We start from the raw sequence: 21,518 nt of genomic DNA, 5'->3' as shown, positions 1-21,518 counted from the left end.
GAGTGCCATGACCTACGCGAATCTCTTCCGTCTCGACGGGCGGCACATCGTGGTCGTCGGCGGCGGCAGCGGCATCGGCCGCGAGGCCGTGCGCGCGCTGGCCGCGCACGGCGCCGACGTGACGGTCGCCGACCGCGACCTCAAGGGCGCGGCCGAGACCGCCCGGCTCGCCCAGGAGGAGCAGCCGGCACCCGGCAGCCGCACCGGTACGGCGACCGCCTACGAGCTGGACGTGCTGGACGCCGAAGCGGTGCGCGCGGCGGCCGCCGACTGGGGCGTCCCGGACGGCCTGGTGGTCACCGTAGGCGCCAACGTCCGCAAGCGGATCGCCGATTACACCCTGGAGGAGTTCGACCGGGTCGTCGCGCTGAACCTCCGGGCGCACTTCGCGCTCGTCCAGGCCGTCGCCCCGGCGATGGCCGAGCGCGGCAGCGGCAGCGTCGTCGGGCTCGCCTCGATGCGCGCGGTGCAGGTCGAGCCGGGCCAGAGCGTGTACGCGGCGTCCAAGGCGGGGCTGGTGCAGTTCCTGCGGACCGCGGCGGCGGAGTGGGGGCCGCGCGGGGTGCGGTTCAACGCCATCGCGCCCGGTGTCGTGCGGACCCCGCTGACCGACCAGATCGCCGCCGACCCCGAGTGGTACGACGCGTACGCGCAGGCGTCCGCGCTCCGCCGGTGGGCGGGCGCCGAGGAGCTGGCGGGCGCCGTGCAGTACCTGGTCTCGGACGCGTCCACCTTCGTCACCGGCAGCGTGCTGACCGTGGACGGCGGCTGGACCGCGGTCGACGGCCGGTACGAACCTACCGTCTGACCTGCGGTGATCCTGCGATAACGTCCAGGCGGCCGGTACCGCGCGGACAGCGGACCGGACCGCATTCCTCTTCCCGAAGGGAGCCCCATGTCGCACGCCCCCGAGGACCGCGGGCGGGAGGGCCCGGCGGAGGCCGGCGCGCACCCGCTCGACGGCCTGCCCGAAGTGAGCGCCCGGCGCCCCGCGCTGTGGCTGCTGCTCGTCCCGGCCGTCCTGTACTGCCTGGCGCCGCTCGTGGCGAACCGCATCGAGCCGCGCGTCCTCGGCGTGCCGTTCCTGCTGTTCTGGATCCTGGCCGCCACGGTCATCAGCCCCCTCGTCATCTGGGCCGTCACCCGCCTGGACCCCGCGTACCGCACGGGCGCGGCCGAACCGCTGCCCGCGGAGCGAGCCCAAAGCCCCGAACGGGCCGACGGTCCCGGACGCACCGAAGGAGGTGCCGCGTGAGCAGTTCAGCGGCGATCGCGACGACCATCTTCGGCCTGGCCATGGTCGCGACCATCCTCATCGGCGTCCTCAGCGCGCGCGGCCGGGACAAGGGCCTGTCCGAGTGGTCGGTCTCCAGCCGGGGCCTGGGCGTGCTCTTCATCTGGCTGCTGATGGCCGGCGAGACCTACACCAGCTTCTCCTTCCTCGGCACGGCCGGCTGGTCGTACTCCTTCGGCGTGCCGATCCTCTACCTCGTCGCGTACCTCACCGTCGGCTTCGCGGTGGCGTACGTCGTCGGCCCGGCCATCTGGACGTACGCGAGCCGGCACGGCCTGATCTCCATCGCGGACATGGCCGAACACCGCTTCCGGTCCCGGCCGGTGGGCATCCTCGTGGCGGTCGTCGCCACGGTCTTCCTCGTGCCCTACATCCAGGTGCAGATCCAGGGCATGGGCGTGGTGGTCAACGCGATGACGTACGGGAGCGTGGACCTGCGGGTCGCCGCGGTCATCTCGTTCGTCGTCGCGGAGGTCTTCATCCTGGTGTCCGGGCTGCGCGGCTCGGCGTGGGTCAGCGCGCTCAAGGACGTCCTGGTCATCGCCGCGGTGGTCTTCCTCGCGGTGTACGTGCCGATGCACTACCTCGACGGCTTCGGGGACTTCATGCACCGCATGGTCGCGGAGAAGCCCGAGTGGCTGACCTTCCCCGGCCATGAATCGGGCGGCAAGGGCGGGACGTGGTTCATCTCCACCCTGCTGCTCAACGCCGTGACCATCACCATCTTCCCGACCACCGTCGCCGGTTACCTCAGCGCGCGGGATCCCAACGCGCTGCGCCGCAATGCCGTACTGCTGCCCTGGTACCAACTCCTGCTCTTCGTCCCGATGATGATCGGCGCCACCGCGCTGTTCGTCATGCCGGCCCTCGGCAATCCGGACCTGGCGCTGTTCAGCCTGGTCACCGACTCGCTGCCGGCCCCGGCCGTGGCCATCATCGGCGTCGCGGGCGCGCTCTCCGCCATCGTCCCGATGAGCGTCTTCATGCTCGCCATCGGCACGCTGTGGGGCCGTACGCTGCTCGGCGGCGGCAACGGCGCCGACCCGCGCAGCCGCCGTACGGGCCGCACGCCCGCCGACGACGTACGCACCAAGCGGCTCTCCCAGCTGGTCTGCTTGATCGCCGGGCTGATCGCGCTGGTGGGCGCGCTCTTCTACCCGAACACGCTGGTCCAGCTGTCCGTTCTGTCGTACGAGGGGCTGGCGCAGCTCGTCCCGATGGTGCTGCTCGCGCTGTTCTGGCGGCGGATGACGAAGACCGGCGCGGTGGCCGGGATGCTCGTCGGGCTCGCGGTCGTGGTGGCGCTGTGGGCCACCGGCAACGACCCGCTGTACGGCGTCAACGGCGGCATCGTCGCGCTGGCCGTCAACCTCGTCGTCACGGTGGCGGTCACCCTCGCCGGCCCCGCGGAACCTCGGCGCGTGCCACCGGTGACGGTCGGCGCCACCCCGGCCCCGGCCACTCCGAAGGAGGCTCCGTGATCGACGAAAGCCCCGTGCTCGACGAAACCACCCCGGTGCTGTACCGCGCCGCCCACATCGTCAGCCAGCGCGAGAGCGGCCCCGAGCCCGAGGCGTTCGCCGTCGCCGAGGGCCGCATCCGGGCCACCGGACCGATCACCGGGCTGCGGGACCGCTTCCCCGGCGCCCGCGAGGTCGACTTCGGGGACGCCACGGTGATCCCCGGCCTCAACGACGCCCACATCCATCTCGCGATGGCCGCCACCGACCTGCTCCACCTGGACCTGTCGGCCGCCGCCGTGGGGACGACCGACGCGCTGCTCGCGGCCGTCGCCGCCGAGGCGGCCCGTACGGCACCGGGGGAGTGGGTACGCGGCAGTCGGTACGACGACGTCAAGACCGGCCGGATCACCCGCCACGAACTGGACCGGGCAGCCCCCGACCACCCCGTCCTCGTCGTCCATGTCGCGGGCCACTGGGGCGTCGTCAACTCCGCCGCGCTGCGCGCCCTCGGCATCGACGAGGACACCCCGGCCCCGGACGGCGGCGACTTCGGCCGCGACGCCGACGGCCGCCTCGACGGGCGGCTGATCGAACGCGCCCTGATGAACGTCGTCTACCCGGCCACCGCCCGCGGCGAGTCGCCGATCGCTCCCAGCTCCCCGGAGGACCGGCTGCGCGGCCTGCTGCGCGCCCAGGAGCTGTGGCACGCCGCCGGGCTCACCTCGATCTGCGACGCGCTGATCGCCCCGGACGACATCGCCCTGCTGCGCACCGCGCGCGACCGGGGCCGGCTGACGATGCGTACGGGCATGCTGCTCTCCGTCGACCACTACGCCAAGGCCCGGGCGCTCGGCGTCGGCAGCGGCTTCGGCGACGACCTGCTGCGCTTTGTCGGCGTCAAGGCATTCCTGGACGGCGCGATCGGCGGCCGGACCTGTCTGCTCGCCGAGCCGTACGCCGACCCCGAGTGCGGCGGGCACGGCATCCAGACCACGTCGACCGAGGAGCTGTTCGCGCAGGTCCGCCAGGTGCACGCGGACGGCAACCGCATCGGCGTGCACGCCAACGGTGACGCCGCGATCCGCCTCGTCCTGGATGCCTTCGAATCGGCGCAGCGCGAGTTGCCGCGCCCCGGGCTGCGCCACCGCATCGAACACTGCACGCTCATCGACGATGCGATCCTCGCCCGGATGAAGGCACTGGACGCCATCGCCGTGCCGTTCGCCGGGTACGCCGGGTATCACGGCGGGGCGCTGAACACCTGGTACGGCACCGAGCGTACGGAGCGGATGTTCGCGCACCGCTCGTTCCTGGAGGCAGGCGTCACCGTCGCCGGGTCCTCGGACTACCCCTGCGGCCCGTACGAACCACTCCTCGGCCTGCAGTCGATGGTCACCCGCGAGGGCATCGAGGACGGCGAGAAGGTCGGCCCCTCACAGCGCATCAGCGCCGCCGAGGCGCTGCGGATCTTCACCCTCGGCTCGGCCGAGGCGGAGGGCACGGCCCACCACAAGGGCCGGCTCGCCCCCGGCCACCTCGCCGACTTCACCGTACTGGGGGAGAACCCGCTGACCGCAGACCCGCACGGCATCGCCGCGATCCCGGTGCGCGCGACGTACGTGGGCGGCGCGTGCGTACACGAGGAGGCCACCCGATGACCGAGTGCGTACACGAGGAGGCCACCCGATGACCGAGTCCGGTACGGGCACGGAGATCACCTTCGAGGTGCCCGGGCTGTCCGAGCCCGTGGAGATCCTCGTCGACCGCTGGGGCGTGCCGCACCTCTACGCCGCCTCGCGCGACGACCTCTTCCTCGCGCAGGGCTTCAACGCGGCCCGCGACCGGCTCTTCCAGATCGACCTGTGGCGGCGGCGCGGCCTCGGCCTGCTGGCCGAGGTCTTCGGCCCCGAGTACGCCGAACACGACCGCGCGGCACGGCTGTTCCTCTACCGCGGCGACATGGCGGCCGAGTGGCAGGCGTACGGCCCGGACACCGAGCGGACCACCACCGCCTTCGTGCACGGCATCAACGCCTTCGTCACTCTCTGCAGAACCCAACGGGAGTACCTGCCCCCGGAGTTCCGGCTGCTGGACTACGAACCGGCGTACTGGCAGCCCGCCGACGTCGCCCGCATCCGCAGCCACGGCCTCTACTACAACCTCCACGACGAGGTCCAAAGAGCGCTCACTCTGCGGGACTTCGGCCCGGAAGTGGAGGAGCTGCGCAAGGTTCGTGAGCCCGCGCACGAGCTGCGCGTACCGGAGGGCCTGGACCTCTCCGTCATCCCGGACGACGTGCTGCGCGTGTACCGGATGGCGACCACCCCGCCGTGGGCCGCGAACGCCCCGCGCCAGGGCATCGACGGCAGCAACAACTGGGTGCTCGCCCCGTCCCGCACCGCCACCGGGCGCCCGCTGCTGGCCAACGACCCGCACCGCGCCGTCACCCTCCCCGCGCTGCGCTACCTCGCCCACCTCTCGGCGCCCGGCCTCGACGTCATCGGCGCGGGCGAGCCGGCCCTGCCCGGCGTCTCCATCGGCCACAACGGCCGGCTCGCCTTCGGTCTCACGATCTTCCCCATCGACCAGGAGGACCTGTACGTCTACCGCACCGACCCCGCCGACCCCAAGCGGTACGCCTACGGGGACGACTGGGAGGCGATGACGAAGGTCACCGAGACCATCCCGGTGCGCGGCGGCGAGCCCGTCACCACCGACCTGTGGTTCACCCGGCACGGCCCGGTCATCGACGAACGCCCCGACCGCGCCGCCGCGTTCGCGGTCCGCGCCGCCTGGCTGGAGCCGGGCATGGCCCCGTACCTCGGCAGCATGGACTACATGGGCGCGGCAGGGCCCGACGCCTTCGTCGCCGCCATGGAGCGGTGGGGCGCGCCCGGGGAGAACCAGGTCTACGCGGCCCCGGACGGCACGACCGGCTGGCGTCCGGCCGGGCGCGTCCCCGTCCGCCGCGGCTGGGACGGCACGCTCCCGGTGCCGGGCGACGGCCGGTACGAATGGGACGGGCACCACCCGGTCGGCGGGCTGCCCTCCGTACGGGACCCGGAGGACGGCTGGTTCGCCACGGCCAACCAGCTCAACCTCCCCGCGGAGTACCCGAATGCCGAGCGGACCGTCACCTACGACTGGTACGCGCCGCACCGCCACCACCGCCTCGCCGAGGCGCTGACCGCGCGGTCGGACTGGACCGCGGCGGACTGCGTGGCGCTGCAGAACGACTATGTGAGCCTGCCGGCGCGGGAGATACAGCCGCTGCTGGCGGATCTGACCAGTGATGATCCGCAGGTGGCCGGGGCGCTGAAGCTGCTGCGGGACTGGGACGCCGCGCTCGACGCGGACTCGCCCGCCGCCGCGCTCTTCGAGATCTGGTACCGCCGCCACCTACGCCCCGAGTTGCTGCGGCGGGCCCTCGCCCGGCTGGTCCCGGAGGAGCGGGTGGCCGCGGCGCTCGCCCGCGTGCTGCCCGCCGAGGACGCCAGCGCGGACCCGAGGGTCGACCTCTCGCTGCTGCTCGCGCCGGGGGACCGGCTCGGGCCCGACCCGGATGCCGCGATCCGCGCGGCGATCCTCGCCGGCCTCGGTCCCGCGATGGCGGAGACCGCAGAGTTGCTCGGGCCCGACCCCGGCGCGTGGCGATGGGGCGCGCTCCACCAGGCGCATCCGCACCACCCCCTCGCCGCGCTCCTCGGCACGGAGGCCGCCGACTGGTCCTCGGTGGGGCCCGCGCCGCGCGGCGGCAGCGGCGACACGGTCTCGGCGACGGCGTACGGCCCCGGCTTCCGGCAGACCGGCGGCGCCACGTTCCGGCTGGTCGTGGACGTCGGCTCGTGGGACGACTCGCTGGCGATGAACGCGCCCGGCCAGTCCGGCGACCCGGGCAGCCCGCACTACCGGGACCTGTTCGAGCCGTGGGCGGCGGACGAGGCGTTCCCGCTGCTGTACTCGCGCGAGCGGATCGAGGAACACACGACGGGGCGGATCAGGCTCGTACCGGGTTCGGTCCCCGGGGAGTGACCGGCGGCCTCAGGTGATCGGGGGGTTCATTCCGCGAAGAGCGCGTCCACGTAGACCCAGGCGCCGTCGTGCCGGACGAAGCGGCTGTGCTCGTGCAGCGCGTCCTCCGCGCCGCCGTACCGGAACCGCGCCCGGAATTCGACGGTGCCGGTGGTGTGGAACGCGCTGCCCTCGGACGTCCGCAGGATCTCCAGGCCCAGCCAGTGCTGCCCCGCGTCGAACTCGACGCGGGGCGGCCGGGTGTCCGGATGCCAGCTGCGCAGCAGATATGCCTCGTCCCGGACCACGAACGCGCTGTACCGCGAGCGCATCAGCCGCTCGGCGGTGGGCGCCGCCGCCGTCCCGGCGTGGAACCGCCCGCAGCACTCCCCGTACGGGGCGGACAGGCCGCAGGGGCAGGGCGAGGACGCGGTGACGGCAGGCGCTGCGGCCTGCTTCGGGCGCTTGGTGCGACGGGACATGCGCCCATTGTGCCTGGTCGGGGAGGTGCCGCCGCGGTACCGCTGGACGGACGCATCGTCTCGCCATCCGAGACGCCGTTACATGTGGCTTACACCCGGTATTACCGTGGAGCGCATGTCCGGACCCGCCCGTGTGCTCACGCTCGCGCTCTTCGCGGCGACGCCGTGGGACGTCGACGACGCGCTCTGTAGCCGCTGACGTTCCCGGTCCGGCCCTTTCCGGTACGTCAGCGCGTACCGCATCCCCTCCCACGGAGACCCACGTGACGACCGCTCCCCCCGCCGGGGCGGCCGGGGCACCGCCCCGTACCGGCACCCTGCTCACCCCGGCACCCACCCGCACGCCCGCGCCCGAGGCCGAGCCCGCGCCGCCCGTCCGCCGGACGCCCCTGGTGATCGCCGGGCTGATCGGCGCCGGGCTCACCGCCTACGTGTGGACCGCCAACGGCGCCAAGCCCGGCATCCTGCTGCTCCTCGGCATCGCCCTGGGCTTCGCCCTCTTCCACTCCCGCTTCGGCTTCACCTCCGCCTGGCGGCAGCTGATCGCCGTCGGCAACGGCACCGGGCTGCGCGCCCATGCCCTGTTGCTCGGCACCACGGCGACGCTCTTCGCGCTGCTGATCGGCACCGGCACCGGACTGTTCGGCTCGGTGCCGGCGCCCAGCGCCGGACCGCTGGGCGTCGCCCTGCTGGCCGGCGCGTTCCTCTTCGCCATCGGCATGCAGCTCGGCGGCGCCTGCGCCTCCGGCACGCTCTTCGCCGTCGGCTCGGGCCAGAGCACCATCGTGCTCACCCTGGGCGGCTTCATCGCCGGCTCGACGCTGGCGGCCTGGCAGTACAACCTCTGGCGCGACCTGCCCGCGTTTGACCCCGTGCTCTTCTCGGACCACCTGGGCTGGGCCGGCTCGTGGGCCGTGACCATGGTGCTGCTCGCCGTGATCGTGCTGGTCACCCGCCGCGTACAGGCCCGCCGCAACCCGCCGCCGGTCGGCACCCCGCCGTCCGCGCGCACCACCCCGGCCCGCGTCTTCCGCGGCTCCTGGACCCTGTGGACCGGCGCGCTGGTCCTCGCCGTCCTCGGCGCGGGCGTGCTGCTGGTCTCGGGCGGTGCCTGGGGGATCACCAGCGCCTTCGCGCTGTGGGGCTCGAAGCTGGTGGGGCTGCTCGGCGGCTCCCCGGAGCACTGGGCGTTCTGGCAGGACCCGAAGAACGCGGCCTCGTACGCGGGTCCGGTCCTGGCCGACAAGACCAGCCTCACGGACCTCGGCATCATGATCGGCGCCGCGGTCGCGGCCGCCGCGGGCGGCGTCTGGAAGCTGCACCGCGGCATTCCCGCCCGCACCGCGCTCGCCGCCGTGCTCGGCGGCATCCTGATGGGTGTCGGCGCCCGGATGGCCGGCGGCTGCAACATCGGCGCGTACCTCGCCGGCATCGCCTCCGGCAGCCTGCACGGCTGGATCTGGGGCGCGGCGGCGCTCGTCGGCACCTGGGTCGGCCTCCGGCTGCGCCCGTCCTTCGGGCTCGGCAACCCGAAGCCGGGGGACGGCGTCTGCTGAGCGCCTGACGCGGACGGAAAGCGGCGGCCACCGGGGAGGACCCCCGGCGGCCGCCGCCGTCAGTACGCGCTCACCGCTCCTGGATGCGGATATTGCGGTACGAGATGACATCGCTCGTACTGTGGACCTGGAGGCCGAGGTAGCCGGAGGCGTAGCGCCGGCCGTCGGTGCCCGGGTCGTCGGAGCGCGGCGGATAGAAGGTCTGGCCGCCGGTGTTGTCGAACTCGTTGATCAGCCTGCCGTTGCGGTAGATCTCGTAGTGCTGGTCGGTCACCCGGATCTCGTAGTCGTTCCAGGTGCCCTTGGGCGTGACCCCGGCGCCGCCGAGGCCGACCCGGTCGAAGCCGTAGACCGAGCCCGTCTTGTACATGTCGCCGTCCGGGCGGTCCAGGATCTGGACTTCATGTCCGTACTTGATGGCGACCCACTCGGGCCGGGACTCCTCGGGGTGGTCGTGGACGTCGGGGAAGCGGACGAAGACCCCGCCGTTGGCGTTGCCGGTGCCCGGCGCGTCGTCCCGGAACTGCAGCTTCAGCGAGAAGTCGTCGAAGCGCCGCTCGGGGAACCACAGCATGCCCATGCCGTCGACCGTCGTACTGCTGGTCATGGCGCCGTCACCGGTGAGCGAGAAGGCGCCGCCGCCCACGTGCTCCCACTTCTCGAAGGACTCCGGCGTCCCGTCGAAGAGGGTGCGGTAGCCGGTGTCGTGGCCCGGCTTGCCGATGCCGGACTGGCGGGCCGCCTTGTTGATCGCGCGGTACTCCCGTTTGTCGATCACGCCCTCCTTCAGCAGCTTGTCGGTCACCTCCGTGACGTGCTTGAGGAAGAGCGCCTGCGAGGACCAGTCCTTCTCGTCCTCGATCAGCTCGTTGATCGTGCAGCGGTTGCCGGTGACCCGGTTCGGCACGCCGGTGTCGACCGTGCCGACGATGACGGTCAGCCGCTCGTCGTACTCGGGACAGGGCGGCGGGGGCACCTCGCCCGCCACGACCGTGAAGGATGCCGTCCGCGCGGGCGAGGTGTTGCCCGCCTTGTCGGTCGCCCGGTGCGCGAGCGAGTGGTACCCCGCCCGGTCCACGATCACCGGTGCCTCGTACGCCAGGTATGGGCCGCCGTCCAGCGAGTACTCGGTCTTCGCCACGCCGGAGCCCTCGTCGGTGGCCGTGAGGGTCACCGTCGCCTTCCCGATGTAGGCGCCGTCCGAGTTCCTGTCGCCCTCGACCTTCGCCGCGGTGTCCGGTGGGGTGGTGTCCTCGGGCGGCGGCGCGACGACGGTGAAGTCCACGGACTTCTCCGCGGCCGCGTTGCCGGCCTTGTCGGCGGCCCGGTAGCGGACCTGGTGGCTGCCCGCCTCGTGGACCATCACCGGCGCGGTGTACGGCTGCCAGGCGCCGTCCCCGAGCGCGTACTCGATGGTGTTGACCCCCGACCCGGTGTCGGACGCGGTGACGGTCACCGTCGCCATGCCGACGTAGGCGCCGTCCGCGTTCTTCTCACCGGTCACGGTCGCGCTGGTCTCCGGCGGGGTCGTGTCGTCCGTCGGCGGCGCGACGACGGTGAAGTCCACGGACTTCTCCGCGGCGACATTGCCCGCCTTGTCGGCGGCCCGGTAACGGATCTTGTGGGTGCCGACCTGGTCGACCACGAGGGGCGCGGTGTACGGCTGGAAGCCGCCGTCGCCCACCGCATACTCGATCCGGTCCACGCCCGAGCCGTCGTCCGTCGCCGAGACGCTGACGGTGGCGCTGCCGACATACGCGCCGTCGGCGTTCTTCTGCCCCTCGACCGTCGCCGAGGTCTCCGGCGCCGTGGTGTCCTCGCTGCCGCCGTCGGTCACGACGAGGATGCCCTGCATCTGCTCGTGGCCCGGGATGGTGCAGTGGTAGCGGTACTTGCCGGGCGTGAGCGTGACCTCGGCGGTGTGCTTGCCGCCCGAGGAGTCACCGGGGTTGGCCAGGATGTTGAGGCTGACGTCCTGGTTGTACTCCGGGTCGGAGACGTCGAAGGTCAGGGTGTGCGGCATGCCCATCGTGTTGCCGGTGGCCTCGCTGTTCTCGAAGACGATGGTCGTCTTCCCGGCCACCGCGGTGGTGGGTGCCGAGGCGTACTTGGTGATGTCGTCGCCCGCCGTCCAGGTCAGCACCTGCTGCGCTTCGACGGGCGCCGGCTGCCCGTAGGCGGCCGTGGCGCCCACGCCCAGCAGCAGGAAGAGGACGGACAGCAGAGCGGTCAGCCGCCGGTTCATCGGACCGCCTTCCGGGCCAGATCGGCGGGGAGCGGAGTCGCCGGGCCGCCGTGGTAAGTGATGTGCCACAGCGCCGACTTGCCGTCGTGGGTGAAGAAGCCGCGCCCGTAGTCCAGGACGTAGAGCGAGCCGTCGGGCGCGAACGTCCAGCCCATCAGATTGCGGATGCCGTCGGCGCCCACCGGGACGATCTTGTCCAGGGTCTCGGCGTGCACGGGCAGCCCGCCCGAGCCGGCCGTCCTCGGGTCCATGACGACCGCGTTCCGCGGCTGCTCGCCGTCGTAGAAGTCACCGACGAACCACTTGCCGTCCCAGTACGCGGGCCAGGCGTCCTTGCCCGCGGTTTGTGCGTCGTACCGGTAGACAGGGCCGTCCATCGCGGCCTGCCCGCCGCCCTTGAGCCAGGGCAGCAGGAACTTCTGCTCGGTCTTCTTGTAGCTGGGCACGCCGTTGGCGTCGCGCGGGTAGTCCGGGCCGCCGCCGGCGGGGGAGTACCAGATGTTGTTGGCCTCGGCGGGCGGGATGTTGACCAGCCCGTCGTTGTTCGGCGACTCGTTCTTGAGGTTGTCGCAGTCGTACCAGCCCAGCGGCTTGCTCGGGTCCGGCAGGTTGCGGTCGCGGTAGGGCTGCTTGTTGCCCATGCAGAACGGCCAGCCGCGGTTGGAGGCATGGGTGATCGCGGCGAACGTGTCGTACTTCGCCGGGCCCCAGGTCTCGCTCGGGTCGGTCGCGTCCGGGCCGACCCAGCCCGCGTAGAGGGTGTCGGTCTTCTTGTCGACGGAGATGCGGGAGGGGTTGCGGACGCCCATGACGTAGATCTCGCCGCGGGTCTTGCCGCCGCCCTCGTCGGTCTCCTTGCCGGTGAAGAGGTTGCCCTCGGGCAGGGTGTACGTGCCGTCGTCCTCCGGGTGGATCCGCAGGATCTTCCCGTTGAGGTTGTTGGTGTTGCCCGCGGTGCGGCGGGCGTCGGCGAACGACACGCCCTTGAAGTTCGGCTCCGGGTTGTTGCCCGAGTAACCGTCGCTGAACTGACTGGAGTTGTTGTCACCCGTGGCGATGTACAGGTTGTCCTTGGAGTCCCACGCCATGCCGCCGCCCGCGTGGCAGCAGCTGTGGATCTGCACCGGCCACTTCAGCAGCACCTTCTCCGAGGCGAGGTCCAGCTTGTCGGTCTCGAGGTCCATGGTGAAGCGGGAGACGCGGCGCTCGGCCATGTGCGTGTCACGGTTGATCTCCGAGTGCGGCGTGTAGTGCAGGTACACCCAGCCGTTGTCGAGGAAGTCCGGGTCCAGCTCGATGCCGAGCAGCCCCTCCTCGTTCTTGACCAGCTCACCGCCGCCGCCCTTGTTGCCGAAGACGGTGAGCTCGCCCGCGAGGGTGACCTTCTTCGTCTCGGGGTCGTAGACGTGGACGGTGCCCTTGCCCTTGCCGATGTCCGGGTTGTTCCAGTCGGTGACCACGGGCGCGTCGCCGCTTTCGCCGCCGCGGCCGATGTAGAACACCCGGCCGTCCTTGGCGGTCACCACGCCGTGCGGCTCGCCGATCTGGTCGTGCTGCCCGGGCTGATTGGGCTGGGTGACCCGCTCGGCCTTGTAGTTCGAGGCGATGGTCGCCTGGCAGTCGGCGCGGGCCAGCCGGGTGGTCCACAGCAGCGCGCCGCGCAGGTGGGTGCGGAAGTCGGTCTCCTGGAAGGCGGCCGAGGTGCCGCCCATGCCGGTGTAGAAGGACCGGCCGCCGTCGTAGTCCCGGCACCAGGAGATGGGGTGGTCGGCGCCGTTGGCACCGGTGCCCGGCCGGAAGGTGGTCTCCCGTACACGGGCTACTGTATGCACCGAACCGCTCGGATTCTCCGCCCAGTTGAGCCACCGGTCGGGGCGCTTCCACTCCAGCGGCAGGCTCTTGGTGGCGGGGTTGTCCCGGTCGCCGACCTCGACGGTGGCGCGCTGCACGTTGTCCGTGCCGCCCGTGGGGCGGGCGCCGATCAGGCCGGTGAACCACTCGGAGTACGGCTCGGCGCGGGCCGCGTTGTGAATGCCGACGAACCCGCCGCCGGCCTCCATGTAACTCTCCAGCCCGGCTTCCTGCTCCGGGTCGAGGATGTCCCCGCCGCCGGTCAGGAAGACGACCGCGTTGTACCGGCCGAGCCTGCTCTTGGTGAAGATCGACGGGTCGGCCGTGGCGTCGATCGTGAAGTGCTCGGCGGCCGGCCCCTGCTGCCCGATCTTCTCGATCGCCTCGATACCGGCGTTCACCGTCGGCGGCTCCTCGCCGGCCGAGGCGTGGAAGACCAGTACGCGGACGTTCTCGCCACCGGGCGGCGAGGGCAGCGCGAGCCTGGGTACGGACGGTTCCGGCGGAGCCCCGGCCAGCGCGGGCGTGCCGCCCAGCAGGGCCGCCGTGACGGCCAGCGCGGACAGCCCGGCCGTCCGTCTCAGCCGTCCGGTGGTGGTGCGTTTCTGACGTGGTGCGCGACGCATGGTTCACCCACCCCTCTGAAGACACAGCTGTGAGCACACAGCGACAGCCGACGAAGCTAGACCTCTTTCGGCGGCTCGCCAATAGCTATGACCGCAAGTCAACAAACTTTGTCCTTGCCGTGGATAAACGAAGATCACGGCGCTACCGTCCCAAGCGGCACACTGCCGAGAGCGCTTTCTGCGAGGGGAGCACGATGACCGGTCCAGTCGAAAGCCCCACCGTGCGGGGCACGTTCAGCCGCCGGCTGTTCACCGGCGGGGCCGCCGCCGCGGCACTCGGCACGATCGGCCTGGCCCCGGCGGCCTCGGCCGCAGCGCCCCAAGGTGCCGCCCCGGCCGCCGCGTCCCAGGGCTCCGTGCGCAGGGCCGGCGCCGGCGGCGAGGTGAAGCACATGAAGCTCTACATGGAGCAACTCCCCGACGGGAAGCTCGGCTACGGCCTGGAGAAGGGCAAGGCCACGATCCCCGGCCCGCTCATCGAGCTCATCGAGGGCGACACCCTGCACGTCGAGGTCACCAACACTCTCGACGTCGCGGCCAGCCTGCACGTCCACGGCGTGGACTACGACACCGCCAGCGACGGCACGAAGATGAACCGCAGCCACATCGAGCCGGGCGGCACCCGCACCTACACCTGGCGCACGCACGCCCCCGGCAGACGCAAGGACGGCACCTGGCGCCCCGGCAGCGCCGGTTACTGGCACTACCACGACCACGTCGTCGGCACCGAGCACGGCACCGGCGGCATCCGCAAGGGCCTCTACGGCCCGGTCGTGGTGCGCAGGGAGGGCGACATCCTGCCCGACCCGGACCGCCAGTTCACCATCGTCTTCAACGACATGACGATCAACAACCTGCCGAAGGGGCCCGACTTCAAGGCCACCATCGGCGACCGCGTCGAGATCATCATGATCACGCACGGCGAGTACTACCACACGTTCCATGTGCACGGGCACCGCTGGGCCGACAACCGCACGGGCCTGCTGACAGGACCCGACGACCCCAGCCGGATCGTCGACAACAAGATCACCGGCCCGGCCGACTCCTTCGGCTTCCAGTTCCTGGCCGGCGAGGGCGTGGGCGCGGGCGCCTGGATGTACCACTGCCACGTCCAGAGCCACTCCGACATGGGCATGGCCGGCATGCTGCTGATCGCCAAGCCGGACGGCACGGTTCCCGGACACGACGGGCACCATTGACGCATCGTCCGGCACGCCCTGACCGGGCCGGGCGTCCCGGCGCGGCATGATCGGGGCATGAGGCGTCCCGTCGGCCGGGTGTCCCGGCGCACCGCCGTCCTGGCGGCGCTGTTCGTCGCGGCCGTCCTGGCCGCCGTACTCGGCACCGTCCCGACCGGCAGGAACGCCGCCCCCTGCGCCGCCAGGGAGATCGCCTCCTGGGCTCCCGAACCCCGCTTCACGAACGCCTTCGCCCGGTACGGCAACGACAACTCCCGGCTGGACGACTGGACGGGCGGCGACGGCACCCACTCCGTACGGCTGCCGGGCGGCCGCGTCCTCTGGCTGTTCTCCGACACCTTCCTCGACAAGATCCAGGACCCGCCCAATCCCAAGGGGCAGCCGCACTCCTGGCGCCGGAGGGCCGACGGCGGCCTGCCCGGTCTGCTCCGCAACTCCCTCGTCCTCGCGGACCCGACGGGACGCCCGTACCGGACCCTGGTCCGCCGCACGACGGACGGACCTGCCGGCTACTTCCCCGACCCGTCGCGTGCACACGGGCCGAAGGGGGCGTGGCGCTGGCCCGTGGCCGCGCGCGTGGAACCCCGCACGCCCGGATCATCCGAACGGGTACTCCGCGTCCTGCTGTGGAACCGCGCCCCGGGAACGGGTCCCTGGCTCTTCGGCGAGCCCCGCAGCACCGAGGTCGCCACGCTCTCCCTGCCCCGGCTGCGCCTGGAACGCGTCACCACGGTCGCCGACCGCACGGCGGTGCCCGACCCCGGAGCCCGCGTGCTCTACGGGACGGCGGCCGTACCGGAGGGGCGCTACACCTATGTGTACGGGGGCGACGCCCCCACCGGCCGCCCGGCGGCCCAGGCGTACCTCGCCCGGGTCCCCACCGGCCGGCTCGCCGAAGCCCGCGCCTGGCGCTACTGGGACGGCACGGGCTGGCGCGCCGACGCCGGGCGGGCCGTCCCCGTGCTGCGGGGCGAAGGCCGGCGCGGCGTCGGCAGCGCCTACACCGTCGTCCGCGACGGCGGTACCTGGGTGCTGTTCACCATGGACGCGGCGGGCGGTGGCGGCCGCGGCCTGGCCACCTTCACCAGCTACTGGTCCTGCACCCCACACGGCCCCTGGCACGGCCCGAACGGCGCGGTCACCCCGCCCCGGCCGCCCGACCCCGCCGACTCCGACGAGCGCACCGCCGTCTACAACCCGCAGGCGCACCCGGAGTTCACCGGCCGCCCCGGCTTGCTGCTCAGCTACGACGTGAACACCCTCGGCCCGCCGGGCACCCCGGCCGCCGGCGCGGTCAACGACGACGTGACGCTGTACCGGCCGCGGTTCCTGCGGCTACGGATGACGACGCCGGCCGGCTGAACCTCAGCCGGCCGCCGCGTAGTTCACCCGGCCACCCCGTAGTTCACCCGGCCGCCCCGTACCGGATCAGATCGGCGGCGCGCTCGGCGATCATCACGGTCGGGGCGTTGGTGTGGCCCCGCGTGATGCTCGGCATGACTGAAGCGTCCACCACCCGCAGGCCCTCGACGCCGCGCACCCGCAGCGCCGGATCGGTCACCGCGTCGTCGCCCGTGCCCATCCGGCAGGTGCCGACCGGGTGGTACAGGGTCTCCGCCAGCGCCCGCACCATGGCCTCGGTCCCGGCGTCGTCCGTCCGCTCCGGGCAGGGCGGCAGCGCGCCGCCGACGTGCGGGCGCAGCGCCGCGGTGCCGTACAGCTCCTCGGCGAAGCGCACGCCCGCGACCATCCGCCGCAGGTCGGCCGGCGCGCTCAGGTACGCGGGCTCGATGCACGGCGGCGCGGCCGGATCGGCGTCGGTCAGCGTGATCCGGCCGTGGCTCTCCGGCTGCAGCAGGATGACCCCGATGGTCACGCCGTGCTCGGCCGGCGGCGTGAGCCCATGGCCGACGAACGGCACCGGCGCGAAGATCAGTTCCAGGTCCGGCGCCGCCAGCTCCGGCGCGCTGCGCACGAACGCCACGGCCTCGCCGACGTTCGAGGTCAGCGGGCCGCGCCGGGCCAGCAGATAGCGCGCGATGTTGGCGGGCGTATCGGCGCCGGTGAGCGTGACCGGATGCTGTGCGTACCGCAGTACGGGCACGGAGAGGTGGTCCTGCAAGTGCCGCCCGACGCCCGGCAGATCGGCCACCGGCGCGATCCCCAGCGCCTTGAGGTCCTCGGCGTCCCCGATGCCCGAGCGCAGCAGCAGCTGCGGGGAGCCGATCGCACCGGCGCTCAGCAGCACCTCGCGCCGGGCCCGCAGCACGCCGTCCGCCAGCTCCACGCCGCATGCCCGGTCCCCGTCGAAGAGGACCCGGCGCGTCTCGCGGTCCGTCAGCACCGTGAGGTTGGCGCGCCGCAGCGCGGGCCGCAGATAGCCGTCCGCCGTGCTCCAGCGCCGCCCGCGCCGCTGCGAGAGCGGGGTGGCCGCACAGCCGCTGTGATCGGGGCCGTTGAGCTCCGGCAGCAGCGGCAGGCCGGATTCCGTACAGGCGTCGAGGAAGGCGGTGGAGAGCGGGTGCAGATCGCGCGCCGGGGAGATCCACAGGGGGCCGGCCGAGCCGTGCACCGGCGCCTTCCGCGGTTCGCCATCGGAAGGTGCCTCGCCATCGGAAGGTGCCTCGGCACCCGCCTCGCGACCCGCGGGCGGGCCCGCCCAGCGCTCGGCCCGCCGGAAGTAGCGTACGACCTGGTCGTACGACCACTCCTCGCCTGCCGTCGCCGCCCAGGCGTCGTAGTCGTCCCGATGCCCGCGCACCCACATCATCGCGTTCAGCGAGGACGAGCCGCCGAGGGTGCGGCCGCGCGGCCAGTACAGCGCCCGGCCGTCGAGCGCGTCCTGCGCGGTGGTGATGAAGTCCCAGTCGTACGCGGTCTTGAACAGCTTGGGGAAGGCCGCGGGGATACGGACCTCCTGCCTGCGGTCCGGGCCGCCCGCCTCGACCAGCGCGACCCGCACCGTCGGGTCCTCGGACAGCCGGGCGGCGAGCACACAACCCGCCGAACCCGCCCCGACGACGATGTAGTCGTAAGTGGAGTCGTACGCTCCCGAAGCCGCTTTCCCGCGCGGTCCTGACCGCCGTGCCATCCGCAACTCCCTTGCGCCGTCGGCATGGTGACCGGTGTGATCGCCGACTGCAGCGTAGAGGAACGGACGCCGCGGGGTCAGGGGGCGGCGCTCGGTGACGCGGACCGCGGCGTGATGTGCGGGTAGGCGTTGTTGCCGCCGCAGACCAGCGGGCCGACCTCCACGTCCTTGCCGCGCACGGTCACCGGTACCTCCTCGGGCGGCCGCCCGCCGGGCACCTGCCCGTTGGCCGCCGTGCACACCAGCTGGCTGAGCGCGGGCTGGTCGAGCTTCTCCGGGTCGGCCGGCATGGTCACCGTGAGACGCCCCTCGCGCGAGGTGACCGTGACCCGGCCGCGCAGGTCCGGCAGCGCGGTCGTCAGGCCCCGCTGCCGCTCGGCGGCGTTCGGGCCGGTCAGCAACAGATCGATGGCGCGCTGCGGGGTGGCCGGGCGGTCCGCGGAGCGCGCCGCGGACCGCAGCCCGGTCGAGGCGAGGAAGAACAGCTGCACGTCGGCGGGGGCCTGCCCGTCCGACTTCAGCCCCGTCGCCGGCTCCCCGGCGTCGATCACATCGCTGGGCTCGATGCCGCAGCCGGCCAGGGCGCCGGCGAGCAGCGCGGCGAGGACGACAGTCGCCCGGGTGGTCCTCACGCCTCCTCCTCGCCCGCACGCAGCGGGAGGCAGATGGTGAAGACGGCGCCGCCCTCCTCGGAGTTGGCCGCGCGCAGGGTGCCGCCGTGCAGTCGTACGTTCTCCATGGCGATCGCCAGCCCCAGGCCGCTGCCCTCGGAGCGGGCCCGCGCCGAGTCCGCCTTGTAGAAGCGGTCGAAGACGTGCGGCAGCACCTCCGGGTCGATGCCCGGCCCGTTGTCGGCCACCTCGATCACCAGCCGGCCGTCCTCCGGGGCGCGCAGCCGTACCGCGACGGGCTCGCCCCCGTGGTGCAGCGCGTTGCCGACCAGATTGGCCACCACCACGTCCAGCCGCCGCGGATCCAGCCGGGCCCGCACGTCCGCGGCGAGATCCGCCGTCACCCGCTCCTGCCACGCCCTGGCCTGCAGCGTCTTGCGGATCGCCTCGGCGACGTCCACGTCGTACACATGGAGCGCCGCGGCACCCGCGTCGAACCGCGACACCTCCATCAGGTCCTCCACCATGCGGGCCAGTTTGCCGGTCTCCTGGCTGATCAGCCGCACCGCCGACGCGGTGTCCGGGTCCAGCTCCCCGGCCTCCGCGTCCTCGTCCAGCACGTCCGTGACCGCGCTCATCGCGGCGAGCGGCGTCCGCAGCTCGTGCGAGACGTCCGCCGCGAACCGCCGCGAGTTGGACTCCAGCCGGCGCAGCTCCGCGACGTTCTCCTCCAGGTGCGCCGCCATGTCGTTGAACGTGCGGGACAGCTCGGCGAGTTCGTCCCCGCCCTTGACCTCCAGCCGGGTGTCCAGCTTGCCCTCGGCGAGCCGCCCGGCCGCCTGCCGCAGCTTGCGTACCGGCCGCAGCACGCCGCGCGCCGCGAACAGCGCCGGTACGAGGGCCAGCGCCAGCACCGGCAGCGCGCCCCGCTGCGCGGCGTTCACCAGCTCCTCGACGTTGGCCTCCTCGGCGCGCAGCGGCACCCGGGCGTACACGGAAAGCTTGGAAGGGGCGTGGTCGTGCGCCCGGGTGACCGGCATGCCGATCAGCAGCCACGGCTCGCCGCCGCGCTCGACCCGCTGGAACACCGGTACATGCCGCTGCTCCACGGACTCCCGCAGCGCGTCCGGCACTGCCACGTCCGCGTCCGAGCCCTCACCCGGTACGCCTTCGTAGTCCGCCTCGACGTCCCAGTCCCTGGCCTTGCCGGACCGGTCCAGCTGCCGGGCGAACTCGTCCAGATCGGCCCGGCTGGGCGGCACGGGCAGGTCGGGCGCGAGCGAATTGATCTGCGCCCGCAGATCGTTGATGGCCGTGTCCTGCGACCGCTCCAGGATCGCGTTCCGCGCCTCCCGGTAGGTGAGCGCGGCAGTCGTCAGCGCGCTGACGGCCGCGACCAGCAGGAACGCGACGACGAGCCGGGCCCGCAGCCCGCGCAGCAACTGCCGCAGCCGGGCCCTGCGGGACTCCGCTGACGGTGCGTCCGGTGCGTCCGTTCGCGCGTCCGTTCCCGTCTCCGGTCCCGCGCCCGTTCCCGTCTCCGTCCGGCTCACAGCGGGCCGAAGCGGTAGCCGAAGCCGCGGACCGTCTGGACGTACCGCGGGCTGCGCGGGGTGTCCTCGATCTTCGTCCGCAGCCGCATCACACACGCGTCCACCAGCCGCGCGTCCCCGTGGTAGCTGTGCTCCCACACGTGCTCCAGCAGCTGCTGACGGCTGAACACCTGCCCCGGCGCCGCCGACAGGAACAGCAGCAGCTTCATCTCGGAGGGGGCCAGCGCGAGGTCTTGGCCGTTCTTGGCCACCACCAGCCCGGCCCGGTCCACGACCAGTTCGCCGTGCGTCTCCACGGGGGCCGGGCCCGGCTCGGGCGGCCCGGCATCACCCAGCGCGGGCGGCGCCGTCCGGCGCAGCACCGCGCGGATGCGGGCCTCCAGCACCTCACCACGGGCGGGCTTGACGATGTAGTCGTCCGCGCCCGCCTCCAGGCCGAGCACCACGTCGAGGTCGTCGCCGCGCGCCGTGAGCATGATGATCGGCAGCTGCCGGTCGGCCCGGATGCGGCGGCACACCTCGAAGCCGTCCTTGCCCGGCAGCATCAGGTCGAGCAGCACGATGTCGGGCCGGAAGGCCGGCAGCGTGGTCAGCCCCTCCTCGCCGCTGGCCGCGGCCGCCACCTCGTGGCCGCGCCGCCGCAGCGCGAGCGAGACCCCGTGCCGAACGGCGGCGTCGTCCTCGATGAGCAGTACTCGTGGCATGCGACCAGTATCGATACGTTTCTTGACGGGTCGGTAACAGGGGCCCGGTGGGCCTCCGCGCGGCCCGTTCAGAGATCTCCGGGATCTCGGCTCTCTCAGCTTTCGCCGCCGAGCAGCTCCGCGAGGCCGCCGTCCACATCGAGCTGCTCCTCCCCGGCGGGCACCGCGTCGTACGCGCGCGCCAGGAAGAGCCGGATGTCGGCGGAGCTCATCTGGACCATCGCGACGCCGTCCGCCACGTGCAGCTCCAGTACGGTCCGGTCGTCGCCGAGCGGCCGCACCCGTACGTCGCCGGTGCCGGCCGCCCCGCGCAGCCCCTCGGAGAGGAGCTCTCGCGCGAACGTCCACTCCACCGCGGCACCGTCCAGCGAGATCTCCGGCGGGAAGGACATCCGCACGGCCAGCGGGTCTGCCGGGTGGTAGTGCAGGGTGGCGGGCACCGGACGCGACCCCGGCGCGGTCGCGATCAGACGGACCTGCACGGCTTGGTCGATGGCGCTCTGCATCGCGGCTGCTCCCTTACGGCTGTCGGGTCGTGATGGTGGCCGGGTGTGCACACGGCTCACTCTCCTAGACGCTGTGCCCAGGTGAGCCGTGCCTGTGACAGGGGTGTGATCTATGTCATGTCAGGTGTGAACCGTGTCATCTGGGGGAGGCGTCCCCATTCGGCACCCTCCCGGTCCGGTGTGTCAGATACGGAATATCAGGTGGTCCCGGCAGGCATGCACCCGGGGCCCGGCTTTCCTGCCCGGGGGCGCCTCGCATGCCCGGGTTTGGTATCTCGCGCCCGGCTCCGGTTTCACATCTCGCGCGGCGACTGCCTTTACGCCTC

The 21,518-nt window shown here is 72.7% G+C and carries 16 protein-coding genes; 8 read left to right on the top strand and 8 right to left on the bottom strand.

Annotated elements, in window-relative coordinates; all coding sequences use genetic code 11:
• Positions 1-7: 7 nt before the first annotated feature.
• From ACIGXO_RS26705 to ACIGXO_RS26685, 5 genes are all read left to right on the top strand, one after another.
• Positions 8-808, top strand: coding sequence for an SDR family NAD(P)-dependent oxidoreductase (locus ACIGXO_RS26705; RefSeq protein WP_399791764.1), 801 nt, complete (start codon positions 8-10; stop codon positions 806-808).
• 87 nt (positions 809-895) lie between these two features.
• Positions 896-1,255: a DUF3311 domain-containing protein gene (locus ACIGXO_RS26700; protein ID WP_399791762.1), complete on the top strand. Its 360-nt coding sequence runs from the start codon at positions 896-898 to the stop codon at positions 1,253-1,255.
• Entirely contained in the window at positions 1,252-2,775 is a 1,524-nt protein-coding gene (locus tag ACIGXO_RS26695) for a sodium:solute symporter (RefSeq protein ID WP_399791760.1), read from the top strand. The genes ACIGXO_RS26700 and ACIGXO_RS26695 overlap by 4 nt, the downstream gene beginning before the upstream one ends.
• A complete protein-coding gene (locus ACIGXO_RS26690; RefSeq protein WP_399791758.1) occupies positions 2,772-4,415 on the top strand; it encodes an amidohydrolase in 1,644 nt (547 codons plus the stop codon). The genes ACIGXO_RS26695 and ACIGXO_RS26690 overlap by 4 nt, the downstream gene beginning before the upstream one ends.
• A 28-nt stretch (positions 4,416-4,443) precedes the next feature.
• Positions 4,444-6,789 (top strand): penicillin acylase family protein, encoded by a 2,346-nt coding sequence (locus tag ACIGXO_RS26685; RefSeq protein WP_399791756.1) that lies wholly within the window; start codon positions 4,444-4,446, stop codon positions 6,787-6,789.
• Positions 6,790-6,815: 26 nt separating this feature from the next.
• On the opposite strand, the gene ACIGXO_RS26680 is transcribed toward ACIGXO_RS26685, so the two are convergent.
• Positions 6,816-7,250, bottom strand: coding sequence for a YchJ family protein (locus tag ACIGXO_RS26680; RefSeq protein ID WP_399791754.1), 435 nt, complete (start codon positions 7,248-7,250; stop codon positions 6,816-6,818).
• Between the two features lie 263 nt (positions 7,251-7,513).
• On the opposite strand from ACIGXO_RS26680, the gene ACIGXO_RS26675 reads away from it, so the two are divergent.
• Positions 7,514-8,806: a YeeE/YedE family protein gene (locus tag ACIGXO_RS26675; protein ID WP_399791752.1), complete on the top strand. Its 1,293-nt coding sequence runs from the start codon at positions 7,514-7,516 to the stop codon at positions 8,804-8,806.
• Positions 8,807-8,876: 70 nt separating this feature from the next.
• Here ACIGXO_RS26675 and ACIGXO_RS26670 read toward each other — a convergent pair whose 3' ends face one another.
• Complete coding sequence (locus ACIGXO_RS26670) at positions 8,877-11,051, bottom strand: OmpL47-type beta-barrel domain-containing protein (protein ID WP_399791750.1); 2,175 nt, start codon at positions 11,049-11,051, stop codon at positions 8,877-8,879.
• Complete coding sequence (locus ACIGXO_RS26665; RefSeq protein ID WP_399791748.1) at positions 11,048-13,528, bottom strand: ThuA domain-containing protein; 2,481 nt, start codon at positions 13,526-13,528, stop codon at positions 11,048-11,050. Before ACIGXO_RS26665 ends, ACIGXO_RS26670 begins: the two co-directional genes overlap by 4 nt.
• Positions 13,529-13,722: 194 nt before the next feature.
• Between ACIGXO_RS26665 and ACIGXO_RS26660 the strand changes: the two genes are divergently transcribed.
• Together ACIGXO_RS26660 and ACIGXO_RS26655 are read left to right on the top strand one after the other, a co-directional pair.
• Entirely contained in the window at positions 13,723-14,727 is a 1,005-nt protein-coding gene (locus ACIGXO_RS26660) for a multicopper oxidase domain-containing protein (RefSeq protein WP_399791746.1), read from the top strand.
• A gap of 57 nt (positions 14,728-14,784) precedes the next feature.
• Complete coding sequence (locus ACIGXO_RS26655; protein ID WP_399791744.1) at positions 14,785-16,089, top strand: DUF4185 domain-containing protein; 1,305 nt, start codon at positions 14,785-14,787, stop codon at positions 16,087-16,089.
• Between the two features lie 43 nt (positions 16,090-16,132).
• On the opposite strand, the gene ACIGXO_RS26650 is transcribed toward ACIGXO_RS26655, so the two are convergent.
• The 5 genes from ACIGXO_RS26650 to ACIGXO_RS26630 all read right to left on the bottom strand — a co-directional run bounded on the left by ACIGXO_RS26650 (position 16,133) and on the right by ACIGXO_RS26630 (position 21,192).
• Positions 16,133-17,818: a GMC family oxidoreductase gene (locus ACIGXO_RS26650; RefSeq protein WP_399791742.1), complete on the bottom strand. Its 1,686-nt coding sequence runs from the start codon at positions 17,816-17,818 to the stop codon at positions 16,133-16,135.
• A 77-nt stretch (positions 17,819-17,895) separates the two neighbouring features.
• Positions 17,896-18,450, bottom strand: coding sequence for a hypothetical protein (locus tag ACIGXO_RS26645; RefSeq protein WP_399791740.1), 555 nt, complete (start codon positions 18,448-18,450; stop codon positions 17,896-17,898).
• Positions 18,447-19,880 (bottom strand): ATP-binding protein, encoded by a 1,434-nt coding sequence (locus ACIGXO_RS26640; RefSeq protein ID WP_399792165.1) that lies wholly within the window; start codon positions 19,878-19,880, stop codon positions 18,447-18,449. Before ACIGXO_RS26640 ends, ACIGXO_RS26645 begins: the two co-directional genes overlap by 4 nt.
• A gap of 98 nt (positions 19,881-19,978) precedes the next feature.
• Complete coding sequence (locus ACIGXO_RS26635; RefSeq protein WP_399791739.1) at positions 19,979-20,686, bottom strand: response regulator; 708 nt, start codon at positions 20,684-20,686, stop codon at positions 19,979-19,981.
• 95 nt (positions 20,687-20,781) lie between these two features.
• Positions 20,782-21,192, bottom strand: coding sequence for an SsgA family sporulation/cell division regulator (locus tag ACIGXO_RS26630; protein ID WP_399791737.1), 411 nt, complete (start codon positions 21,190-21,192; stop codon positions 20,782-20,784).
• Positions 21,193-21,518 lie beyond the last annotated feature (326 nt).

This window comes from Streptomyces sp. NPDC053542 (genome assembly GCF_044544685.1).
GTDB lineage: Bacteria > Actinomycetota > Actinomycetes > Streptomycetales > Streptomycetaceae > Streptomyces.
This window is presented reverse-complemented; position numbering and strand designations above follow the sequence as displayed.